Origin of the sequence: Streptomyces sp. NPDC091412 (assembly GCF_044756885.1) — a bacterium.
GTDB lineage: Bacteria > Actinomycetota > Actinomycetes > Streptomycetales > Streptomycetaceae > Streptomyces.
Genome location: NZ_JBIVTV010000026.1, coordinates 45237 through 64777 on the forward strand (window position 1 = coordinate 45237; position 19541 = coordinate 64777).

The following is a 19541-nucleotide window of genomic DNA, read 5'->3' on the forward strand; positions in this document are numbered from 1 at the left end:
CCCGCGGGGGAACCCCGTACCCTCATATCCATGACCAGCGACGACACCGCACCGACCGCCCGCTCCCTGGAGACCCTCGCCGAGCTCGCTCCGGACCAGGCCGAAGCCGTGCTCGGGCTGCTGGCGGCGGCTGCCCGCGCCGACGGACGGCAGGCGGTGTCCGAACAGGGCCGGCTCCAGCTGCGGGGCGGGGCCCGCGAGGGCGTGTCCCATCTGCTGCTGGCCGTCGACGGCGAACTCGTCGGCTACGCGCAGCTGGAGGACACCGATCCGGTGGAGGCGCCCGCCGCCGAGCTGGTCGTCCATCCGGAGCACCGCGGGCACGGGCACGGGCGGGCGCTCGGGGCCGCGCTGCTGGCCGCGTCCGGCAAGCGACTGCGGGTGTGGGCGCACGGGGGGCAGTCCGCAGCCCGGCATCTGGCTCAGGTCCTCGGGCTCACCCTGTTCCGCGAACTGCGGCAGATGCGGCGGCCGTTGAAGGACCTCGACCTGCCCGAGCCGGCGCTGCCGGAGGGCGTGACGGTACGGCCCTTCGTGCCCGGCCGGGACGACGCCGCATGGCTCGAGGTGAACGCGGAGGCGTTCGCCCACCACCCCGAGCAGGGCTCCCTCACCCAGCGCGACCTCGACGACCGCGAGGCGCAGCCGTGGTTCGACCCGCAGGGGTTCTTCCTCGCCGAGCGCGAGGGCCGGCTGATCGGCTTCCACTGGACCAAGGTGCACCGGGAGGAACGCCTCGGCGAGGTGTACGTCCTCGGCGTCCGCCCCGGCGCCCAGGGCGGCGGCCTCGGCAAGGCCCTCACCCTGATCGGCCTGCGCCACCTGGCCGCACAGGGCCTCCCGACGGCGATGCTGTACGTCGACGCCGACAACAAGGCGGCGGTCTCCGTCTACGAGCGCCTCGGCTTCACCACATACGAAACCGACCTCATGTACCGCACAGAAACCTGACCGCCCCCGCGCGCCCGCCACCGACGGGCCGGCCGCCCCACACCCGCCCACCACCCACGGGCCGGCCACCCACCGCCCGCGTGCCCGCCGCCCTCCGCATACTCTCGGTCCGTGGGGCCGCCGCCCGCTTCCCAACGGCCGGCCACCCAGCTCCCACGTGACCACGCCGCACACACCGCGGCACCCGCCGCCTGCACGCCCCGCCGAACAGTCGCGCGCCCGTCGCACCACCCGCGTGCCCGCCGCGGCCACCCGCCGGCCCCGAGCCGGTTTCCGGCGTTCCACAGTCCGGTGGAGACTCGTATCGTTCCCGGTGGGCCGCCCCACGGTGTCCCGCACGTCATGTGTCCGTAACCGTTGGTTCAGACGGTCTTGCGACGCTCTGGCGGTGAAGCCCGCCGCGCCAGAGCCCGAGCCGCCCTGTGAGGGGAACGCCGCCGCGCTCCCGCGCGTGCCCTTCGACGCGCCTGTCCCGCCGCAGGCGCGGAAGAATAGGTTCATGAGCCAGCCAGACACCCAGGCAGCGCAGACCCCGTCGGCTCCCACCACCCTCGTGGAAGGCCCCGCGGGCCCTGCCACCGCACAGAACCCGCAGCCCTCCGTGGGCTCCATCGCCGCGCACCGCCCGCACACCGTGGCGGCCACGGTCTCCGACCTGGAACCGGACATCGACGCCGACCTCGACGGGTACGTGGAGGCACCGGCCGAGGGGGAGCAGCTGCCGCAGGGCCGTTTCCTTGACCGGGAGCGCAGCTGGCTCGCCTTCAACGAGCGGGTCCTCGAACTCGCCGAGGACCCCAACACACCCCTGCTGGAGCGCGCGAACTTCCTCGCGATCTTCGCCAGCAACCTGGACGAGTTCTTCATGGTCCGGGTCGCCGGCCTGAAACGCCGTATCGCCACCGGCGTCGCCACCCAGTCCGCCTCCGGGCTGCAGCCGCGCGAGGTGCTGGAGATGATCTGGGCCCGCTCGCGCGAGCTCATGGCCCGGCACGCCGCCTGCTACCACGAGGACGTCGCCCCCGCACTCGCGGAGGAGGGCATCCACCTGGTCCGCTGGAGCGAGCTCACGGAGAAGGAGCAGGCCCGCCTGTTCACGCTCTTCCGGCACCGCATCTTCCCCGTGCTGACCCCGCTGGCGGTCGACCCCGCGCACCCCTTCCCGTACATCTCCGGCCTGTCCCTGAACCTGGCCGTGGTCGTACGCAACCCCGTCACCGGTCACCGCCACTTCGCCCGGGTCAAGGTGCCGCCGCTGCTGTCCCGGTTCCTGGAGAGCTCCCCGGGCCGCTACGTCCCCCTCGAGGACGTCATCGCGGCCCACCTGGAGGAGCTGTTCCCGGGCATGGAGATCCTGGAGCACCACGCCTTCCGGCTCACCCGCAACGAGGACCTGGAGGTCGAGGAGGACGACGCCGAGAACCTGCTCCAGGCCCTGGAGAAGGAGCTCATGCGGCGCCGCTTCGGGCCGCCGGTGCGCCTGGAGGTCGAGGAGTCCATCGACCGCGAGGTGCTCGACCTGCTGGTGCGGGAGCTGAAGATCAGTGAGGCCGAGGTGTATCCGCTGCCCGGCCCCCTCGACCTCACCGGCCTCTTCCGCATCCACGGTCTCGACCGGCCCGAGCTGAAGTACCCCAAGTTCGTGGCCGGAATCAACCGGGAACTGGCGGAGGTGGAGTCCGCCTCGGCCCCCGACATCTTCGCGGCGCTGCGCAGCCGGGACGTGCTCCTGCACCACCCCTACGACTCCTTCTCGACCTCGGTCCAGGCCTTCCTGGAGCAGGCCGCCGCCGACCCGGACGTCCTCGCGATCAAGCAGACCCTGTACCGGACCTCGGGCGACTCCCCCATAGTCGACGCGCTCATCGACGCCGCCGAGTCGGGCAAGCAGGTCCTCGTCCTGGTCGAGATCAAGGCCCGCTTCGACGAGCAGGCCAACATCAAGTGGGCGCGCAAGCTGGAGGAGGCCGGCTGCCACGTCGTCTACGGACTGGTCGGCCTGAAGACCCACTGCAAGCTGTCCCTGGTGGTGCGCCAGGAAGGCGACGACACACTGCGGCGCTACAGCCACGTCGGCACCGGCAACTACCACCCGAAGACGGCCCGCCTCTACGAGGACCTCGGCCTGCTCACCGCCGACCCGCAGGTCGGCGCGGACCTCTCCGACCTGTTCAACCGCCTCTCCGGCTACTCCCGCCGCGAGACCTACCGCCGGCTGCTGGTGGCCCCCAAGTCCCTGCGCGACGGGCTGATCGCCCGGATCAACAAGGAGATCCAGCACCACCGCGCCGGGCGCCCCGCCGCCATCCGCATCAAGGTGAACTCGATGGTCGACGAGGCGGTCGTGGACGCGCTCTACCGCGCCTCCCAGGCCGGTGTGCCGGTCGACGTGTGGGTGCGCGGCATCTGCGCCCTGCGCCCCGGCGTGCCCGGCCTGTCGGAGAACATCCGCGTCCGCTCGATCCTCGGCCGCTTCCTCGAACACTCCCGGGTCTTCGTCTTCGGCAACGGCGGCGAGCCCGAGGTGTGGATCGGCAGCGCCGACATGATGCACCGCAACCTCGACCGCCGTATCGAGGCCCTGGTCCGGGTCACCGACCCGGCCCACCGGGCGGCCCTCAACCGGCTGCTGGAGACCGGCGTGTCCGACACCACCTCCTCCTGGCACCTCGGCCCGGACGGCGAGTGGACCCGGCACGCGACCGACTCGGACGGCCAACCCCTGCGCAACATCCAGGAGATGCTCATAGACGCCCGGAGGCGCCGGCGTGGCACAGCAACACCTTGACCCGACGGACTCCACGGCCGGGAGTTCCCCCGAGTTGCCGACCGCGCTGGAGCAGGGCGGTGCCCCCACCGCCGATGCTCTCGCGCGCTATCTGCGGGCCCAGGCCACGGAGTTCCTCCGCGCGCTGCGCCTGCACCGGGAGACCGGCGGCTCGGGGCACGGCACGGAGGAGTCCGCCGACGCCGCACGCGCCCTGCGCCGCTCGGCCCGCCGCATCAGCGGCAGCGTGCACACCTTCCGCCCCCTGCTCGAGGAGGCCTGGTCGGCGGAGCTGTGCCCGGAACTGGCGTGGCTGTCCGGCACCCTGGCCCGCGAACACGCCTGCCAGGCCTGCCTGGAACGGCTGCTGCTGGCCCTGCACCGGCTCTCCGGAACAGCGGTCCTGCCGGCCCAGCCCACCGAGGAGGCCCCGGGCGGCCGCGCCGTGGACCGCGGCAACCTCACCGTGGGCGCGGCCAAAGCGGGCGCCCTGCTGGAACGCCAGCTCACCCTGGCCCGGACCCGGGCGCACTCGACCGCCCTCCAGGCACTGGGCTCCGCGCGCTTCCACGCCGTCGCGGACAAGGTGGCCGTGCTCGCCAGCGACGTCCCCCTCACCCCCGCCGCCGCCACCGCGGACCTGACCCCGCTGGCCGCCGCCGCCCGGGAGCGCCTGACGGACGCCGTCGCCGCCCTCCCGCTCGTCACCGCCGGCAGCCCGTACAACGCGGAGGCCCTGGTCCACGGCCTGTCCCCGGACCCGTCCCCGCACCCGCAGGACGCCCCCTGGCACCAGGTCCGCCTGCTGCTGCGCCTGCACCGGTACGCCCGCGAGGTCCTCGACGGAGCCGACTCGCCCGTGATCGTGCGTCTGCTGGCGGCCGGCCAGGCCCTCGACCGGCACCGCGACGCCTCGGAGGCGGCGGCCGCCGCGGCCTCGGCGGCCCGCACCCCGCGCATCGCCCCGGCGACGGCGTACGCGCTCGGCGTGCTGCACGCGGACCAGCGGCACGAGGTGGAGGCGGCCAGGTTCGCCTTCCAGCAGTCGTGGCAGAAGCAGGCCGTCGGCGCCGGCTGACAGGACGGGTGAACACCGGTGACCGATCTCGACCCGAACGACACGCCCGTCCTGGCGGCCGGCTGCGTGCTGTGGCGCCGCTCGCCGCTGGACGGCACGCTCCGGCTGTGCCTGGTCCACCGGCCGAAGTACGACGACTGGTCCCACCCCAAGGGCAAGCTCAAGCGCGGTGAGGACCCGCTGGCGGGCGCCCTGCGCGAGGTGGCGGAGGAGACGGGCTTCGTCGCCGTCGCCGGCGTCGAGCTGAGCACCGTGACCTACATGGCGGGCGGCCGGCCCAAACAGGTCCGCTACTGGGCCGCCGAGGCCATCGCGGGACGCTTCACCCCCAACAAGGAGGTGGACCGCGTCCTGTGGCTGTCCCCGGCCGAAGCCCGGAACCGGCTGACCCAGTTCCGCGACCGTGAGCTGGCGGACGAACTGGGGGCGGCCCTGCGCCAGGGCTGAGCGCGCCGGTGCGGTCAGGCGCCGCCCTCGTGCCCCAGCGCGTCCGTGCGGGCCAGGCTGCGGGCCCGGCGGGCCGGCCCGCGCCAGCCGCAGGTGCAGCGGGCCAGGCAGAAACGGCCCTGTTCGACGGTCGTCGCACGGTGTCCCACGGCGTCCCTGCTCCTACGGTCCTCCTGGGCGGGGCTCAGGCCCTCATGCTGCACCACGTCGACAAACGTACCCACGTCAGGTGAACGGGGCGTTACCGGCTCCTGTGGATCGGGTGCGTGCGTGACGGGGGCCACCCACTCGTCGTTGACCGGACGGCAGGGCCCGTGACGGACGTAACAGCTGGGGGTGGGCAGGGCGATGGCGGTGCGGCGGCGGCTGGGTGTCCCTCCTGCTCGTGCTCGGGTGGGGCCGGGCGCGCGGGCCGGAAGGGGCGGCGCGGTGCTTGCGGCAGCCGTCCTGGCCGGCGCGTGCGTCACCGGATGCTCCGGCGGCGGCGCGGCCGCCGAGGACGCGCGCGCCGCGACCGATCCGGTGCAGACCCTGCGCCAGGCGCCGGACGTGCTGCTGGAGGCGGGCAGCGCGCAGGCCCGTACGTCGATGGAGATGGCCACCGGCGGGACCCGTGTGACGATCCGCGGCGAGGGCGGCTACGACTTCCGCGGGCAGCGCGGGCGGCTGACGCTGGTGCTGCCGCAGGACCCGGCCGGGGCCGCCGAGCACGTGCCGATCACCGAGCTCCTCGCACCGGGTGCCCTGTTCATGAAGAACCGGGGAGCGGGCGTCCCGGCCGACAAGTGGGTGCGGGTGGACACGGCCACGCTCGTCGACGGCAACCTGGTCACCGGCGGCGCCACCGACCCGTTCGCCGCCGCCGAGGTGCTGCGCGGCACGCGCACGGCCACGTACGTGGAGAGGACCGAGGTCGCGGGAGTCCCGGTCCGGCACTACCGGGGCACCGCCGATCTCGCCCTGGCGGCGAAGAGCGCCACCGCGGCCGACGAGGAGGCGCTGAACGCGGCGGCGAAAGGGTTCGCCACGAGCTCGGTCCCCTTCGACGTCTACCTCGACGACCACGGCCGCATCCGCAAGCTCCGGCAGAGCTTCGCCTTCGTCAACGGGCAGCTGGGACGCACCGTCGCCGTCTTCTCCACGACGCTGCTGTACGCCTTCGGGACGCCGGTGACCGTGACGCTTCCGCGGCCGCAGGACATCTACACCGGGCGGATCGCCGAGGAGTGAGCCGGGACGGACCCGAATGGGCCGAGAAATGACCGGCGAACTAGCCCTTTGGTGCCATGCGCCGCGCGCAGGCCGCTCCCTACCCTAGGAAGTCGGCAGCGGCAGACGGCAGGGAAGAGGTGACGCGCGTGGCTCCGCTCGGCGGTACGGCAGTCCAGGACCACGTGGCCCTCGCCGAGATAGAGCTGTGCGGCGAGTTGATCATCGCGGCCTCGGCCGCCGACGAGCGGCTCAGCCTGGAGAGCATCGACGAGGTGCTGCGGGTGGCCGAGGAGCGCGAGTCCGGCACGGGCCGGAAGACGCCGGGGGCCCGCCGGAAGCCTCCCGGCAGGTGAGCCCCACGCACCCCGGCAGCCGCCCGGACCGGTGAGCCTCAGGTGCGCAGCAGCCGCCCGATCGCCTTCGTGGCCTCCTCCACCTTCGCGTCGATCTCCGCCCCGCCCTCGAGGGCCGCGTCGGCGACGCAGTGCCGCAGGTGCTCCTCCAGCAGTTGCAGGGCGAAGGACTGGAGAGCCTTCGTGGAGGCGGACACCTGGGTGAGTATGTCGATGCAGTAGACGTCCTCGTCGACCATCCGCTGGAGCCCGCGGATCTGGCCCTCGATCCGGCGGAGCCGCTTGAGGTGCTCGTCCTTCTGCTTGTGGTAACCGTGCGTGACGGGCTCGTGTCCGGTGATTCCGCTCACGTTCTCGGAGGTCGCCGTCGCGCCGGCCTCGGTGGTCGTCATCGCGTCCTCGCTCTCGGAATTCTCGGTACACACCGAGGAGACATACCCCTGGCGGGTATATCGTAACGAATTCTGCCGGGCGGCAGCAGCCTTGGCATGCCCCCGTGCCGAGCACGGGGGCTCATGGGCGACACTGGGGGACGGCCCCTTAGCCGTGGCCGGATGATGCGCTTAACATCACCCTGACCCGAACCGAAGCACCCCGAGGACCCCACGTGCGCTTTCGTCTGACCCCCAGGGAGACGAGCTTCTACGACATGTTCGCCGCGTCCGCGGACAACATCGTCACGGGCTCGAAACTCCTGATGGAACTGCTCGGGGCGGACGCTTCCGCCCGGGCCGAGATCGCAGAGCGTATGCGGGCCGCGGAACACGCAGGTGACGACGCCACGCATGCGATCTTCCACCAGCTGAACTCCTCGTTCATCACGCCCTTCGACCGCGAGGACATCTACTCCCTCGCGTCGTCCCTCGACGACATCATGGACTTCATGGAGGAGGCCGTCGACCTGGTCGTCCTCTACAACGTCGAGGAACTGCCCAAGGGCGTCGAGCAGCAGATCGAGGTTCTGGCCAGGGCGGCGGAGCTGACGGCGGAGGCCATGCCGCATCTGCGGACCATGGACAACCTCACCGAGTACTGGATCGAGGTGAACCGCCTGGAGAACCAGGCGGACCAGATCCACCGCAAGCTGCTCGCCCACCTGTTCAACGGCAAGTACGACGCGATCGAGGTGCTGAAGCTCAAGCAGATCGTGGACGTGCTGGAGGAAGCCGCGGACGCCTTCGAGCACGTGGCGAACACGGTGGAGACCATCGCGGTCAAGGAGTCCTGAGGCGTCCATGGACACCTTCGCTCTGATCCTGACCATTCTGGTCGCACTCGGCTTCGCCTACACCAACGGCTTCCACGACTCCGCCAACGCCATCGCGACCTCCGTGTCGACCCGGGCGCTCACCCCGCGCGCCGCGCTGGCGATGGCCGCGGTGATGAACCTCGCCGGCGCCTTCCTCGGCAGCGGGGTCGCCAAGACCGTCAGCGAGGGCCTGATCCAGACGCCCACCGGCGGCAAGGGGATGGGCATCCTCTTCTCGGCCCTGCTCGGGGCCATCGTCTGGAACCTGGTCACCTGGTACTTCGGCCTTCCTTCGTCCTCCTCGCACGCCCTGTTCGGCGGCATGGTGGGCGCGGCCCTCGCGGGCGGTACGACGGTGTACTGGTCCGGGGTGCTCGACAAGATCGTCACTCCGATGTTCCTGTCGCCGGTGATCGGCCTGATCGTCGGCTACCTGGTCATGACGGCGATCATGTGGATCTTCCGCCGCACCAACCCGCACAAGGCCAAGCGCGGCTTCCGCATAGCGCAGACGGTGTCGGCGGCCGGCATGGCCCTCGGGCACGGTCTGCAGGACGCCCAGAAGACCATGGGTGTCGTGGTGATGGCGCTGGTCATCGGCGGCGTCGAGACGTACGGCGACCCGATCCCGGTGTGGGTGAAACTGGTCTCCGCGCTCATGCTGTCGCTGGGCACCTACGCGGGCGGCTGGCGCATCATGCGCACCCTGGGCCGCAAAATCATCGAACTGGACCCGCCGCAGGGCTTCGCCGCCGAGACGACCGGCGCGTCGATCATGTTCGCCACGGCGTACCTCTTCAAGGCGCCGATCTCCACGACCCACGTCATCACCTCGGCGATCATGGGTGTGGGCGCGACGAAGCGGGTCAACGCCGTCCGCTGGGGCGTGGCGAAGAACATCGTCCTGGGCTGGTTCATCACCATGCCGGCCGCGGCGATCGTGGCCGCTTGCGCCTTCTGGCTGATCAGACTGGCGTTCCTGTAGCAGCCGGGCCCGGTGTGGTGACACTGGAACCATGACGAGCAAGGCACTCCTCGAAGGCGGGCCGGAGGACCTCGCGGGCACCGTGGTGCCGGTGGTCCCTCCCGGACAGGAACTGAAGATCCCGCACCTCGGGGGATACGAGCACTACAAGGTCACCTCGCGCCACGAGGACAGCAAGGAAGGACACGTCACCGTCTACCAGTGGTGGGAGCGCACCGAAGTCGCCGAGTGAGCGGCCGGGCGCGCACCCCGGCCGGTGAAATCGCGCGGGCCCGCCCCCGGGAGCCGGGGGCGGGCCCTTCTGCGTCCTCGCGGTGGCACCGCCATGCAGCACCGCGAGGGATCCGGGGGGACCGGCGGTCTAGCCGAAGCGGCCGGAGATGTAGTCCTCGGTCGCCTGCACGGACGGGTTGGAGAAGATCCGCTCGGTCTCGTCGATCTCGATCAGCCGGCCCGGCTTGCCCACGGCCGCCAGGTTGAAGAACGCCGTGCGGTCCGAGACGCGCGCCGCCTGCTGCATGTTGTGCGTCACGATGACGATCGTGAAGCGTTCCTTCAGCTCGCCGATCAGGTCCTCGATGGCGAGCGTGGAGATCGGGTCGAGGGCGGAGCAGGGCTCGTCCATGAGCAGCACCTTCGGCTCGACCGCGATGGCGCGGGCGATGCACAGACGCTGCTGCTGACCGCCGGAGAGGCCCGAGCCGGGCTTGTTCAGGCGGTCCTTGACCTCGTTCCAGAGGTTGGCGCCCTTGAGCGACTTCTCGACGATGTCACTCAGCTCGCTCTTGCGGTAGTTGCCGTTCAGCCGCAGTCCCGCCGCCACGTTGTCGAAGATCGACATGGTGGGGAAGGGGTTCGGGCGCTGGAAGACCATGCCCACCTCGCGCCGCACGGCCACCGGGTCGACCCCGGCGCCGTACAGGTCCTCCTCGTCCAGGAGCACCTTGCCCTCGACCCGGCCGCCCGGGGTGACCTCGTGCATACGGTTGAGGGTGCGCAGGAACGTCGACTTGCCGCAGCCGGAGGGGCCGATGAACGCCGTCACCGAGCGCGGCTCGATCGTCATCGAGATGTCCTCGATCGCCTTGTGGGCGCCGTAGTAGGCGGTGAGCCCGCTGACATCGATTCGCTTGGCCATGACTACTTCACTTCCAAAAGTCCGGGGGTCGCTGACAGGCCCCGCGCGGCAGCAGCCGCAGATCGTTAACGGGGGGCCTTCCAGCGGGCGATGCCGCGGGCCACGAGGTTGAGGATCATCACGAAGGCGATGAGGGTGAGCGAGGCCGCCCACGCACGGTCGTACGCCGCGCCCGAGCCCGCGCTGTTCGCGTACTGCTGGTAGATGTACAGCGGCAGCGAGGACTGCGCCCCCTCGAAGGGGTTCGTGTTGATGAAGGGGTTGCCGAAGACCAGCAGCAGCACGGGGGCGGTCTCACCGGCGATACGGGCGATGGCCAGCACGATGCCGGTCGTGATGCCGCCGATGGAGGTCGGCAGGACCACCCGCAGGATCGTGCGCCACTTCGGCACGCCCAGGGCGAGGGACGCCTCACGCAGCTCGTTCGGTACGAGCTTGAGCATCTCCTCCGTGGAGCGGACCACGACGGGCATCATCAGGATGGCCAGGGCCAGCGATCCGGCGAAGCCGAACGGCTGCATCTTGAAGATCAGCATCAGGCTGAGGATGAACAGGCCCGCGACGATCGACGGGATGCCGGTCATCACGTCGACGAAGAAGGTGATGGCCTTGGCGAGCCTCCTGCCGCTCCCGTACTCCACCAGGTAGATCGCGGTGAGCACACCGACCGGCGCGCCGATCAGGGTGGCGAGACCGACCTGCTCGAGGCTGCCGATGATGGCGTGGTAGATGCCGCCGCCCGGCTCGGTGTCGGCGACCAGGCCCATCGAGTGGGTCAGGAAGTAGCCGTCCAGGACCTTCACACCGCGCTGGACGGTCGTCCAGACCAGGGAGACCAGCGGCACCAGGGCGAGCAGGAACGCGACCCAGACGAGGCTGGTCGCGACCCGGTCCTTGGCCTGGCGACGGCCCTCGACGCGTGCCGCGATGCCGTACGTACCGAGGACGAAGAGGATCGCGGCGATCAGCCCCCACTGGACGCGGCTGTGGAGGCCGCCCACCAGACCGATGAGGACCGCGACGACGAGCGAGCCGAGGGCGATGGCCCACGGGGACCACTTGGGCAGGCTGGCGCCGCGCAGACTGCTGGAGCGCTTGTCGGCGATGGCTGCGTGGCTCATGCGTTGGCCCCCGAGTAGTCCTTGCGGCGGGCGATGATCAGACGGGCCGCGCCGTTGACCAGCAGAGTGATGACGAACAGGACCAGACCGGAGGCGATCAGGGCGTCACGGCCGTACTCCGTCGCCTCGCTGAACTTGCTGGCGATGTTCTGGGCGAAGGTGCCGCCGCCCGGGTCGAGCAGGCTGCCGTGGATGAGGAAGTCCGGGGAGAGCACGGTGGCGACGGCCATCGTCTCTCCGAGCGCACGGCCGAGACCGAGCATCGAGGCGGAGATCACGCCGGACCGCCCGAAGGGCAGCACCGACATGCGGATGACCTCCCAGCGCGTGGCGCCGAGGGCCAGGGCCGCCTCCTCGTGCATCCGCGGGACCTGACGGAAGACCTCACGGCTGACGTTGGTGATGATCGGCAGGATCATGATCGCCAGCAGGATGCCGACGGTGAGCATCGAGCGGGGGGCACCGCCCTCCCACGAGAAGACGCCGGTCCAGCCGAGGTAGTCGTTCAGCCAGCCGAACAGGCCGTCCAGGTGCGGGACCAGCATCAGCGCGCCCCACAGGCCGTACACGATGGACGGCACGGCGGCGAGCAGGTCGACCACGTAGGCGATGGGACCGCTCAGCCGGCGCGGGGCGTAGTGCGTGAGGAAGAGCGCGATGGCGACCGCGACGGGGACGGCGATGACCATGGCGATGATCGAGGAGACCACCGTGCCGAAGGCCAGCACGGCGATGCCGAAGACCGGCGGCTGAAGGCTGGTGTTCCACTCGAAGGTGGTCAGGAAGTTGCCGTGGTCCTTGCTGATCGCCAGGGAGGCACGGTAGGTGAGGAAGACCGCGATCGCGGCCATGACGACCAGCAGCAGGATGCCCGACCCACGGGTGAGACCGAGGAAGATCCGGTCTCCGGGACGGGTGGCGCCGCGGGCGGCACGCTTCTGCTCGGCCTCGGCGGGCTGGGGGGAAGGCGCGTCGGCGCCTGTCGTATGCGTTGATATGTCCATCGGGATCTCCGGTCTGCGGAGACGTACGCGGGCGTACGGCTCCTGGCGGCGGTGCACCGGACGGTGCGGCCCGGCCCCCGCTGGGGGACCGGGCCGCACTCGGATCAGCTCAGGCCGTCGATGGTGGTACGGACCTTGCTGATGATCGCGTCAGGGATCGGCGCGTAGTCGTTCTCGGTGAGGATGTTCTGGCCCTCCTCGCTGGCGATGTAGCGCAGGAACGCCTTGGTGGCCGGCAGGGTGTCGGCCTTGTTGCCCTTGTCGCAGACGATCTCGTACGTGACCAGGACCATCGGGTAGGCACCCTCGGCCTTGGTGTTGTAGTTCAGCTGCAGCGCCAGGTCGCTGCCGGTGCCGATGACCTTGGCGTCCGCGATGGCCTTGGTGGCGTTCTCGACGGTGGCCTTGACCGGGGTCGCGGCACCCGTGTTGATGTCGACCGTGGGCATGTCCTTGGCGTACGACAGCTCGAAGTAGCCGATCGCGCCGTCGGTCTGCTTCACCTGCTGGGCCACACCGGAGGACTGCGGAGCCGCCTGGCCGCCCTTGGCCTGCCAGGCCTTGCCGCCCTCGTACTTCCAGTTCGCGGGGGTGGCGGCCTTCAGGTACTTGGTGAAGTTGTCCGTGGTGCCGGACTCGTCCGAGCGGTGGAACGCCTGGATCTTGAGGTTGGGCAGCTTGGCGTCGGGGTTCAGCTTCTTGATCGCCGCGTCGTCCCAGTTCTTGATCTTGCTGTCGAAGATCTTCGCCAGGGTGGGAGCGTCGAGGACCAGGTTGTCCACGCCCGGGACGTTGTAGCCGAGCGCGATCGGGCCGCCGACCATCGGCAGGTCGATGCCCTGACCGCCATCGGTGCAGACCTTCTGGGAGGCGGTGACCTCTTCGGGCTTCAGCGCCGAGTCGGAACCCGCGAAGGCCACCTGGCCCTGAGTGAACGCCGTGACACCGGCGCCGGAGCCGCCGCCCTTGTAGTTGATCTGCACGCCACAGGCCTGGCTGAACTGCTTCACCCAGGCGTCGATCGCGTTCTTCTGCGCCGAGGAGCCGTCGGCGAGCAGCTGGCCCTTGGCGTCGTCGCACTTGATGGAGCTGTTGGAGGCCGCGGTGCTGCTGTCGCTGCCGGCGTTGTTCTTGCCACCGGTGTCGTCGGAGCCGCACGCCGTGAGGGCCAGGGCGCCGGAGACGGCGAGTGCGCCGAGAGCGAGTGCCCGCCGGGTCTTGCGCTGAAGCTTCACTTGAGTTCCTTCCAAGAGCCGCCGTCCTGTCCGGCGGCGTGCGAGGGTGTGAGCGACACCGATGCACCGACCTGCGCATCAGCACCGGGTAAGGCCGAAATTAGGCAGAACAGGTGAAGCCGCCGATTGCCGGAAGTGAACGCGGGGTGAACCCCTGCCGACAGTGCGGTGAGGTCACGGAATGCTTACGTCGAGGCCACGGAGGAGACATGGCCGGAAGGCCGGTCGCCACGGACACGGGGGCGCGCCGGACACCGGGGAGTCCGCCGTGTTCCCCTCCCCGCAGACTGCACCGCGCCGGCGGCCCGCGCGACTGATACGCCCCGCGCTCGCGTGTCGGTGACGCCCCGACCGCCGTACTGTGGCAGTCCTGCGGCGTGGTTCCCCGGAACCCTCCGGGCCACCTCGTCGTCTCGTTCCACAGGAACGACAGGAGGTGCGGGCATGGAACGACGGACTTTCCTGGGGGGCGGCGCGGCAGCGGTCGCCGCGATCGCGACGAGCGCGTGCAGCGGCAGGGGCGGGGTGACGTCCCGGACCACCGCCACGGGGATGTCGGCGGTCTCCGGCACCCCCGCCGCGAGTACGGCGCCGAGAACCACCAGCCCCCCGGCCGTGGCCGGCTGGGCAGCGCTCGCCCGCTCCCTGGACGGCACCCTGGTCCGCCCCGGCGACGCCTCCTGGACGACCGCCAAGCAGCTCTACAACACCCGCTTCGACAGCCTCAAGCCCGCCGCGGTCGCGTACGTGGCCCACGCCGAGGACGTCCGGACGGTCCTGTCCTACGCCCACGCCCACCACGTCCGCGTCGCCGTCCGCAACGGCGGCCACTCCTACGGAGGCTGGTCCTCCGGCGACGGCCGGCTGATCATCGACGTCTCCAGGCTCAGTCGGATCCGGGCGAGCGGCTCCTCGGCGGTGATCGGCGCCGGCGCCAAGCTCATCGACATCTACCGCGCGCTCACCGCGAAGGGCGTGACGATCCCCGGCGGCTCCTGCCCGACCGTGGGCATCTCCGGCCTGGTCCTCGGCGGCGGCCACGGAGTCGTCGCCCGCGCCTACGGCCTGACCTGCGACAGCCTGACCCGGGCCACCCTCATCACCGCGGACGGCAGGCAGCTGACGGCCGACGCCACCCGGAACAAGGACCTGTTCTGGGCGCTGCGCGGCGCGGGCAACGGCAACTTCGGCGTCGTCACCGAACTGGTGTTCAGGACCCACCCCGCACCCCAGGCCGTATCGGCGTACCTGAAATGGCCGTGGGCGAAGGCGGCGGCGGTCGTGAAGGCCTGGCAGGACTGGGGGCCCAGCCAGCCGGACGAGATCTGGTCGTCCCTGCACCTGGAGAACACGGCCGGCGGCACGCCCACCGTGTCCGTGGCCGCCTTCTCCCTGGGCACCTACGGCGCGTTGCAGAACGCGGTGGACCGCCTGGCCGCGGCGATCGGCGCCCCGGCGTCGAGCGTGTCGCTCAGGCGCCACTCCTTCGAGCAGGCCATGGAGGCCTACGCCGGCTGCTCGTCCTTCCCGGTGGACGCCCAGTGCCACCTGCCGGGCACAACTCCCGGCCGCTCCCCGCAGGGCAAGCTCCGCCGCGAGACCTACGCGGCCCGCTCGGACTTCTTCGACCACTCCCTGTCCTCGGCCGGCATCCAGACGCTGCTGGCCCAGCTGCGCTCGGTGCGGGGCGGCGCGGGAAGCATCGCGTTCACCGCGCTCGGCGGGGCGGTCAACCGGGTCTCCCCGACGGCGACGGCCTTCGTCCACCGCCGCTCCCGCATGCTGGCCCAGTACGTCGCCTCCTGGCGCCCGGGCACCACCGGCTCGGCGGCCCAGTCCTGGCTGACGTCGGCGCACAACGCCATGCGGCCCTACGCCTCAGGCGCGGCCTACCAGAACTACAGCGACCCCACTCTCAGGAACTGGCGCACGGCCTACTACGGCGACGCGGCGGCCCGTCTGACCAAGCTGAAGCACCAGTACGACCCGCAGGACTTCTTCTCGTACCCGCAGGGCCTGTGAGACCCGGCCGCGGACGGGCCGTACCGCCGAGGTGCCGCGGCGGGCGCCGGGGCGCCCGGCTACGCCGCCAGGTCCCGCTCCTCCGACGACGCCCGCTCCTCGGAGGGGCGGTCGGAGACCACCGCGCCGCCCGCACCGGCACCGGCACCCCGCGCGCGCACCAGCCGGCCGCCCCACGCCGACCCCTCGACCGCCTTGAGCAGCGGCGTGAGCAGAGCCATGGCCGGCGGGGAGAGCAGCAGCGCGACAGCCGTACCCAGCGCGAACCCGCCGACCACGTCCGTCGGGTAGTGCACGCCCATGTACACCCGGCAGAACCCCTCGAGCAGTGCCAGCCCGATCCCCACCAGGCCGAAGCGCCGGTCGACGACGAACAGCGCGACCGCCATCGCCATGGTGATCGTCGCGTGATCGCTCACGAAGGAGTAGTCGGCCTTCCCCTGCACCAGGACATCCAGCCCCTGATGGTCCAGGAAGGGCCGGGGCCGCTGCACGAAACCCCTTATCGGCACGTTCACGAGCACCGCGAGACCGGCCGCCAGCGGCGCCCACACCAGCGCGGCGACGGCGGACGCCGCCCCCTCGCCGCCCCGGCGCCGCACGGACCACCAGCACCACAGCACGAGCAGCACCATGGCGAGCAGCAGCCCGTACTCACCGACGTACTCCATGACCCGGTCGAACCAGCGCGGCGCGTCCTTGGCCAGGCTGTTGATGTCGTAGAGCAGGTCGACGTCGGGGTTCGACCCGGATTCGGCGAGTCCAGCCATCCTGCTGAGGCCCCTTCGTCGTGTCGTCGCGGGCACACCCGGCGTGCGCCGCCCCTGCCCACCCCCGTGGTCGTGGATCCGCTTCCGCTGCGCGCGCGTAGGACACACACACCACCGGACGCGCACTTGGCTACGTGAACACCAACGCACGACCCTGATGGATGCGTTCCGCACTCCACCGAATGATCACGCAGACGTTATCGAAGAGAGACTCGTCGCCGCAGCTCAGGGAGTTGGCTCAGCGCCCGTTCACACCGCGGTGGGGAGCGCCTTCGCGCCGTCCTCGGTGACCCTGGTGGCCCCGAAGTAGTCGGGTGTGTCGATGGGATCGAAGCGGATCACGGCGCCCGGTCTCGGCGCGTCGATCATGTACCCGCCACCGACGTAGATGCCGACGTGCCGGATGGCCCGCGAGTTGGTCGGATCGTCGGAGAAGAACACCAGATCCCCCGGCAGCAGTTCGTCCCGCTTGGGATGGGGACCGGCGTTGTACTGGTCGTTGGCGACCCGCGGCAGCGTGACCCCCACGCTCTCGTAGGCGGCCTTGGTCAGCCCCGAGCAGTCGAACCGTCCGCCCTGCTCAGCGGTGCCGTTCCCGCCCCACAGATAACGCGTGCCGAGCTTGCTCTGCGCGAAGGAGATGGCCACGGCGGCCTGTTTGGAGGGATCGACGCGGGTGACGGGGGCGGCGAAGCTCTTCTCCAGGGTCGTGATCGTCTTCACGTAGTTCCGGGTCTCCGCGTACGGCGGCACGCCGCCGTACTTGATCACCGCGTAGGCCCCGGCGTTGTAGGCGGCGAGCATGTTGTGGGTCACGTCGCCCGGCACGTCCTTGACGTACGACGCGAGTTCGCAGTCGTAGGACGCTGCCGACGGAATCGCGTCGTTGGGGTTCCAGACGTCCGCCTTCCCGTCGCCGTCGCCGTCGATGCCGTGCGTGGCCCAGGTGCTCGGGATGAACTGCGCTATCCCCTGCGCCGCGGCGGGGCTCCTGGCGTTCGGGTTGAACCCGCTCTCCTGGTACAACTGGGCAGCCAGCAAAGCCGGGTTGATCGCGGGGCAGAGGTTGCCCCACCTCTGCACGAGGGACTGGTACGCGGCCGGCACGGCGCCCTTGGCGAGCCCCACGGACCCGCCGCCCGCCCCGCCCGAAATGTCCCCCGCGACGACGTACACGCCGACGACGAGCAAGGTGACGAAGCTGAGCCCGGAAGCGGCGGCGGCGGCCGCCACGATCCATGCCTTACGCACCGTCAACCGCCCCTCGTCACACGGGAGTCCGCCGTCGACAGTGTAGAGGTGCCCGCCGCGCTTTTGAGGTGATCACACACGGGCGCAGGGCAGCACGGCGGCCGGTCGCCGTGCGACCCCGCCGGGAGCGCGGCGCGGATCAGGGATCGGCGGACGCGTGCTTGTAGAGCTCCGCCGCGCCGGCCCCGAGGACCACGCTGTACGAGGTGTCCGCCGTCGAGCCGCCCGCCTCGTGGCCGCCGAGCACGCCGACGACCTCCTGGTGCGCGTTGATCCACGGACTGCCGCTGGTGCCGCCGGTGAACTCCGGGCAGTCGATGCGCTGCTGGGTGCCGCTGTGGGCCTTCGGCCTGTTGGTGCAGCTGATGGGCACCTCAAGGGAGTCCGGGTAGCCGGTGACGGTGACCGTGGTCGCCCCGGTCGACGCCCCGGTGACGAGGCGGTTGGCACCAACGACGTCCTCGACACCCTTGCCGCCCTGCGGGGCGACCACGGCGAAGGCCATGTCGCTGTCCTCGTCCTGGTGCGCGGACCAGTCGTCGGGCAGGAAGCGACGCTCGACCGTCCACACGCCGTAGGGCGCCCGGCCGTCCCGGTACCCCGGCACGAACACCAGGCCGGAGTCCCCGCTCAGGCAGTGGGCGGCGGTGACGACGAGGTTCCGGCGGGGGCTGTGCACCACCGAGGCCGTGCAGAAGTGGTTGCCCGCGAGGTCGCCCGCCTTGTCCGCGCCGAACAGCGCCCCGACCCGGGCGCTCCGCGGGGTCTTCGACGTGACGGCAGTCACTCCGAGCGGCCCGCTCGCCCCGTGCCGGCCGGGCCCGTCGTGCGCGGCCGCGACGGAAGCGGAGGTCGCCGCCAGCAGCACCAGCACGGCGAACAACGCCCGCGCACGTGCCCGGCGATGCCCGGGACGTGCGCGATCAGCGGTGCTCTTGATACCTGTGGTGCGCTTCATCAGGCTCCACTGTGATGGACGAGGGTGAGAATCGGACCCCGACTTCCCTGAGATTCTCCTGTGAAACGCCCGTTCATCGTATGACCGGCCTCACACCACCTCCCGACTTGTCCCTCCCGGAGCATCCCGCTCGACGGCCCGCTCGACGCCGGAACCGGCGGACATGCGAACGCGGTGCCGCCGCGGAAAAGCGTGAGACCATCGGCCACGGACGACCGCTCACCCGACTGGTCGTCAGAAACCGTACCGGCACGGAAGAAACGTCAACGACGGAACCACACCACGGGTTGCGCTCGGACTTCATTGCCCGGCGTGACCTGCCGTGATACACAGAGTGACCATACGTACGAAACCCACCAGGCAATGCCGCCAAGTCGACATACGGCGGCGTCATTGTCGGCGAGAATGGGCCTGACCTCTGCACGAGGGCAGGGGACGCGGAACTACCCAACAGGGGCGGTGACTTACATGCTCTTTGCGGCCGACAAGGGAGACATCAACACCATCATCGGCGGGATCGCTCCGAACTGGGGCCCCTTCGGCAGCCTGGGCAACGAGGCGAAGGTGATGATCGAGGTGGTGATGGCCGTGGCCATCCTGCTCTGCCTCGGCATCGCCGTCTGGGGCGCCGCCAAGCAGCGCATCGGCGCCACGGCCCTGCGCGACACGTTCAGCGCCGAACAGGGCAAGGGCCTGATCATCGCCGGTCTGACGGGCGTGTTCATCATCGGCTCGCTCGGCACGCTCTTCACCATCGTGTACGGCATGGCCGTGTAACCGGCGCACACCCGCGCATGCCGCGCACGGTGCTCCGTGCGCACCGCCGGTCGGACCCTCCGGGCGCGCCCGGTGCCCCCGCTGCCCCTACCCACCCACCGTGCCCACCGGCCGAGGTTGCGTTTCCCTGATGTCGAGTCACCACACCGCGTCCACGCGGGAACCAGCACGGCTACCGTCGTACTTCCACGCATTCCGGTACGAGGTCGAGGGGGCGGAAGGG

Annotated in this window: 20 protein-coding genes; 11 read left to right on the top strand and 9 right to left on the bottom strand. The window is 70.8% G+C overall.

The annotated features are described in order from the left end of the window. Positions 1-30 precede the first annotated feature (30 nt). From mshD to ACIQMV_RS35560, 4 genes are all read left to right on the top strand, one after another. Complete coding sequence (gene mshD / locus ACIQMV_RS35545) at positions 31-951, top strand: mycothiol synthase (protein WP_141360045.1); 921 nt, start codon at positions 31-33, stop codon at positions 949-951. Positions 952-1339: 388 nt separating this feature from the next. Continuing rightward, the gene (locus tag ACIQMV_RS35550; RefSeq protein WP_402597249.1) at positions 1340-3739 is read left to right on the top strand and encodes an RNA degradosome polyphosphate kinase; all 2400 of its coding nucleotides are present in this window, start codon (positions 1340-1342) and stop codon (positions 3737-3739) included. Further along, complete coding sequence (locus ACIQMV_RS35555) at positions 3720-4796, top strand: CHAD domain-containing protein (RefSeq protein WP_402597250.1); 1077 nt, start codon at positions 3720-3722, stop codon at positions 4794-4796. The genes ACIQMV_RS35550 and ACIQMV_RS35555 overlap by 20 nt, the downstream gene beginning before the upstream one ends. An 18-nt stretch (positions 4797-4814) precedes the next feature. Further along, positions 4815-5243, top strand: a complete 429-nt coding sequence (locus ACIQMV_RS35560) for an NUDIX hydrolase (RefSeq protein ID WP_402597251.1) — start codon at positions 4815-4817, stop codon at positions 5241-5243. Between the two features lie 14 nt (positions 5244-5257). Here the strand turns inward: ACIQMV_RS35560 and ACIQMV_RS35565 are convergent, their stop codons facing one another. After that, positions 5258-5449 (bottom strand): hypothetical protein, encoded by a 192-nt coding sequence (locus ACIQMV_RS35565; protein WP_141360042.1) that lies wholly within the window; start codon positions 5447-5449, stop codon positions 5258-5260. A 223-nt stretch (positions 5450-5672) separates the two neighbouring features. Between ACIQMV_RS35565 and ACIQMV_RS35570 the strand changes: the two genes are divergently transcribed. Beyond that, positions 5673-6473 carry a hypothetical protein gene (locus ACIQMV_RS35570; RefSeq protein ID WP_253266122.1) on the top strand — a complete coding sequence of 267 codons (801 nt, stop codon included), beginning with the start codon at positions 5673-5675 and terminating at the stop codon, positions 6471-6473. A gap of 119 nt (positions 6474-6592) precedes the next feature. Then, a complete protein-coding gene (locus ACIQMV_RS35575) occupies positions 6593-6808 on the top strand; it encodes a hypothetical protein (RefSeq protein ID WP_402597252.1) in 216 nt (71 codons plus the stop codon). A 38-nt stretch (positions 6809-6846) separates the two neighbouring features. Here the strand turns inward: ACIQMV_RS35575 and ACIQMV_RS35580 are convergent, their stop codons facing one another. Further along, on the bottom strand, positions 6847-7200 hold the full coding sequence (locus ACIQMV_RS35580; protein ID WP_402597264.1) for a metal-sensitive transcriptional regulator: 354 nt from the start codon (positions 7198-7200) through the stop codon (positions 6847-6849). Between the two features lie 215 nt (positions 7201-7415). Between ACIQMV_RS35580 and ACIQMV_RS35585 the strand changes: the two genes are divergently transcribed. From ACIQMV_RS35585 to ACIQMV_RS35595, 3 genes are read left to right on the top strand one after another with little or no spacing between them, the layout of a single operon-like run. Next, complete coding sequence (locus ACIQMV_RS35585; protein ID WP_026252685.1) at positions 7416-8036, top strand: DUF47 domain-containing protein; 621 nt, start codon at positions 7416-7418, stop codon at positions 8034-8036. 7 nt (positions 8037-8043) lie between these two features. After that, complete coding sequence (locus tag ACIQMV_RS35590; protein WP_141360039.1) at positions 8044-9042, top strand: inorganic phosphate transporter; 999 nt, start codon at positions 8044-8046, stop codon at positions 9040-9042. A gap of 31 nt (positions 9043-9073) precedes the next feature. Beyond that, entirely contained in the window at positions 9074-9274 is a 201-nt protein-coding gene (locus ACIQMV_RS35595; RefSeq protein ID WP_141360038.1) for a DUF5988 family protein, read from the top strand. Between the two features lie 129 nt (positions 9275-9403). On the opposite strand, the gene pstB is transcribed toward ACIQMV_RS35595, so the two are convergent. From pstB to pstS, 4 genes are all read right to left on the bottom strand, one after another. Continuing rightward, positions 9404-10180, bottom strand: coding sequence for a phosphate ABC transporter ATP-binding protein PstB (pstB, locus tag ACIQMV_RS35600; protein ID WP_225074491.1), 777 nt, complete (start codon positions 10178-10180; stop codon positions 9404-9406). Positions 10181-10245: 65 nt separating this feature from the next. Then, positions 10246-11301 (bottom strand): phosphate ABC transporter permease PstA, encoded by a 1056-nt coding sequence (gene pstA, locus ACIQMV_RS35605; RefSeq protein WP_402597253.1) that lies wholly within the window; start codon positions 11299-11301, stop codon positions 10246-10248. After that, entirely contained in the window at positions 11298-12305 is a 1008-nt protein-coding gene (pstC, locus tag ACIQMV_RS35610) for a phosphate ABC transporter permease subunit PstC (protein ID WP_141360035.1), read from the bottom strand. Before pstC ends, pstA begins: the two co-directional genes overlap by 4 nt. Before the next feature lie 104 nt (positions 12306-12409). Continuing rightward, a complete protein-coding gene (pstS, locus tag ACIQMV_RS35615) occupies positions 12410-13540 on the bottom strand; it encodes a phosphate ABC transporter substrate-binding protein PstS (RefSeq protein WP_402597254.1) in 1131 nt (376 codons plus the stop codon). A 444-nt stretch (positions 13541-13984) separates the two neighbouring features. On the opposite strand from pstS, the gene ACIQMV_RS35620 reads away from it, so the two are divergent. Further along, entirely contained in the window at positions 13985-15562 is a 1578-nt protein-coding gene (locus tag ACIQMV_RS35620) for an FAD-binding oxidoreductase (RefSeq protein ID WP_402597255.1), read from the top strand. A gap of 59 nt (positions 15563-15621) precedes the next feature. On the opposite strand, the gene ACIQMV_RS35625 is transcribed toward ACIQMV_RS35620, so the two are convergent. From ACIQMV_RS35625 to ACIQMV_RS35635, 3 genes are all read right to left on the bottom strand, one after another. Then, positions 15622-16332, bottom strand: a complete 711-nt coding sequence (locus tag ACIQMV_RS35625; RefSeq protein WP_141360032.1) for a phosphatase PAP2 family protein — start codon at positions 16330-16332, stop codon at positions 15622-15624. A 249-nt stretch (positions 16333-16581) separates the two neighbouring features. Beyond that, positions 16582-17589, bottom strand: a complete 1008-nt coding sequence (locus ACIQMV_RS35630; protein ID WP_172632919.1) for a bifunctional lytic transglycosylase/C40 family peptidase — start codon at positions 17587-17589, stop codon at positions 16582-16584. Positions 17590-17722: 133 nt separating this feature from the next. Continuing rightward, the gene (locus ACIQMV_RS35635; RefSeq protein WP_402597256.1) at positions 17723-18541 is read right to left on the bottom strand and encodes a trypsin-like serine peptidase; all 819 of its coding nucleotides are present in this window, start codon (positions 18539-18541) and stop codon (positions 17723-17725) included. Between the two features lie 468 nt (positions 18542-19009). Between ACIQMV_RS35635 and ACIQMV_RS35640 the strand changes: the two genes are divergently transcribed. Further along, positions 19010-19318, top strand: coding sequence for a hypothetical protein (locus tag ACIQMV_RS35640; protein WP_009189392.1), 309 nt, complete (start codon positions 19010-19012; stop codon positions 19316-19318). Positions 19319-19541: the final 223 nt, after the last annotated feature.

What these genes read in the sequence shown, in the direction of transcription:
- ACIQMV_RS35580 (WP_402597264.1), bottom strand. Translation starts at nt 7,200, where the DNA reads ATGACGACCACCGAGGCCGGCGCGACGGCGACCTCCGAGAACGTGAGC.
- pstA (WP_402597253.1), bottom strand. Translation starts at nt 11,301, where the DNA reads ATGAGCCACGCAGCCATCGCCGACAAGCGCTCCAGCAGTCTGCGCGGC.
- pstB (WP_225074491.1), bottom strand. Translation starts at nt 10,180, where the DNA reads ATGGCCAAGCGAATCGATGTCAGCGGGCTCACCGCCTACTACGGCGCC.
- ACIQMV_RS35640 (WP_009189392.1), top strand. Translation starts at nt 19,010, where the DNA reads ATGCTCTTTGCGGCCGACAAGGGAGACATCAACACCATCATCGGCGGG.
- ACIQMV_RS35590 (WP_141360039.1), top strand. Translation starts at nt 8,044, where the DNA reads ATGGACACCTTCGCTCTGATCCTGACCATTCTGGTCGCACTCGGCTTC.
- ACIQMV_RS35625 (WP_141360032.1), bottom strand. Translation starts at nt 16,332, where the DNA reads ATGGCTGGACTCGCCGAATCCGGGTCGAACCCCGACGTCGACCTGCTC.
- ACIQMV_RS35635 (WP_402597256.1), bottom strand. Translation starts at nt 18,541, where the DNA reads ATGAAGCGCACCACAGGTATCAAGAGCACCGCTGATCGCGCACGTCCC.
- ACIQMV_RS35620 (WP_402597255.1), top strand. Translation starts at nt 13,985, where the DNA reads ATGGAACGACGGACTTTCCTGGGGGGCGGCGCGGCAGCGGTCGCCGCG.
- pstC (WP_141360035.1), bottom strand. Translation starts at nt 12,305, where the DNA reads ATGGACATATCAACGCATACGACAGGCGCCGACGCGCCTTCCCCCCAG.
- mshD (WP_141360045.1), top strand. Translation starts at nt 31, where the DNA reads ATGACCAGCGACGACACCGCACCGACCGCCCGCTCCCTGGAGACCCTC.
- ACIQMV_RS35595 (WP_141360038.1), top strand. Translation starts at nt 9,074, where the DNA reads ATGACGAGCAAGGCACTCCTCGAAGGCGGGCCGGAGGACCTCGCGGGC.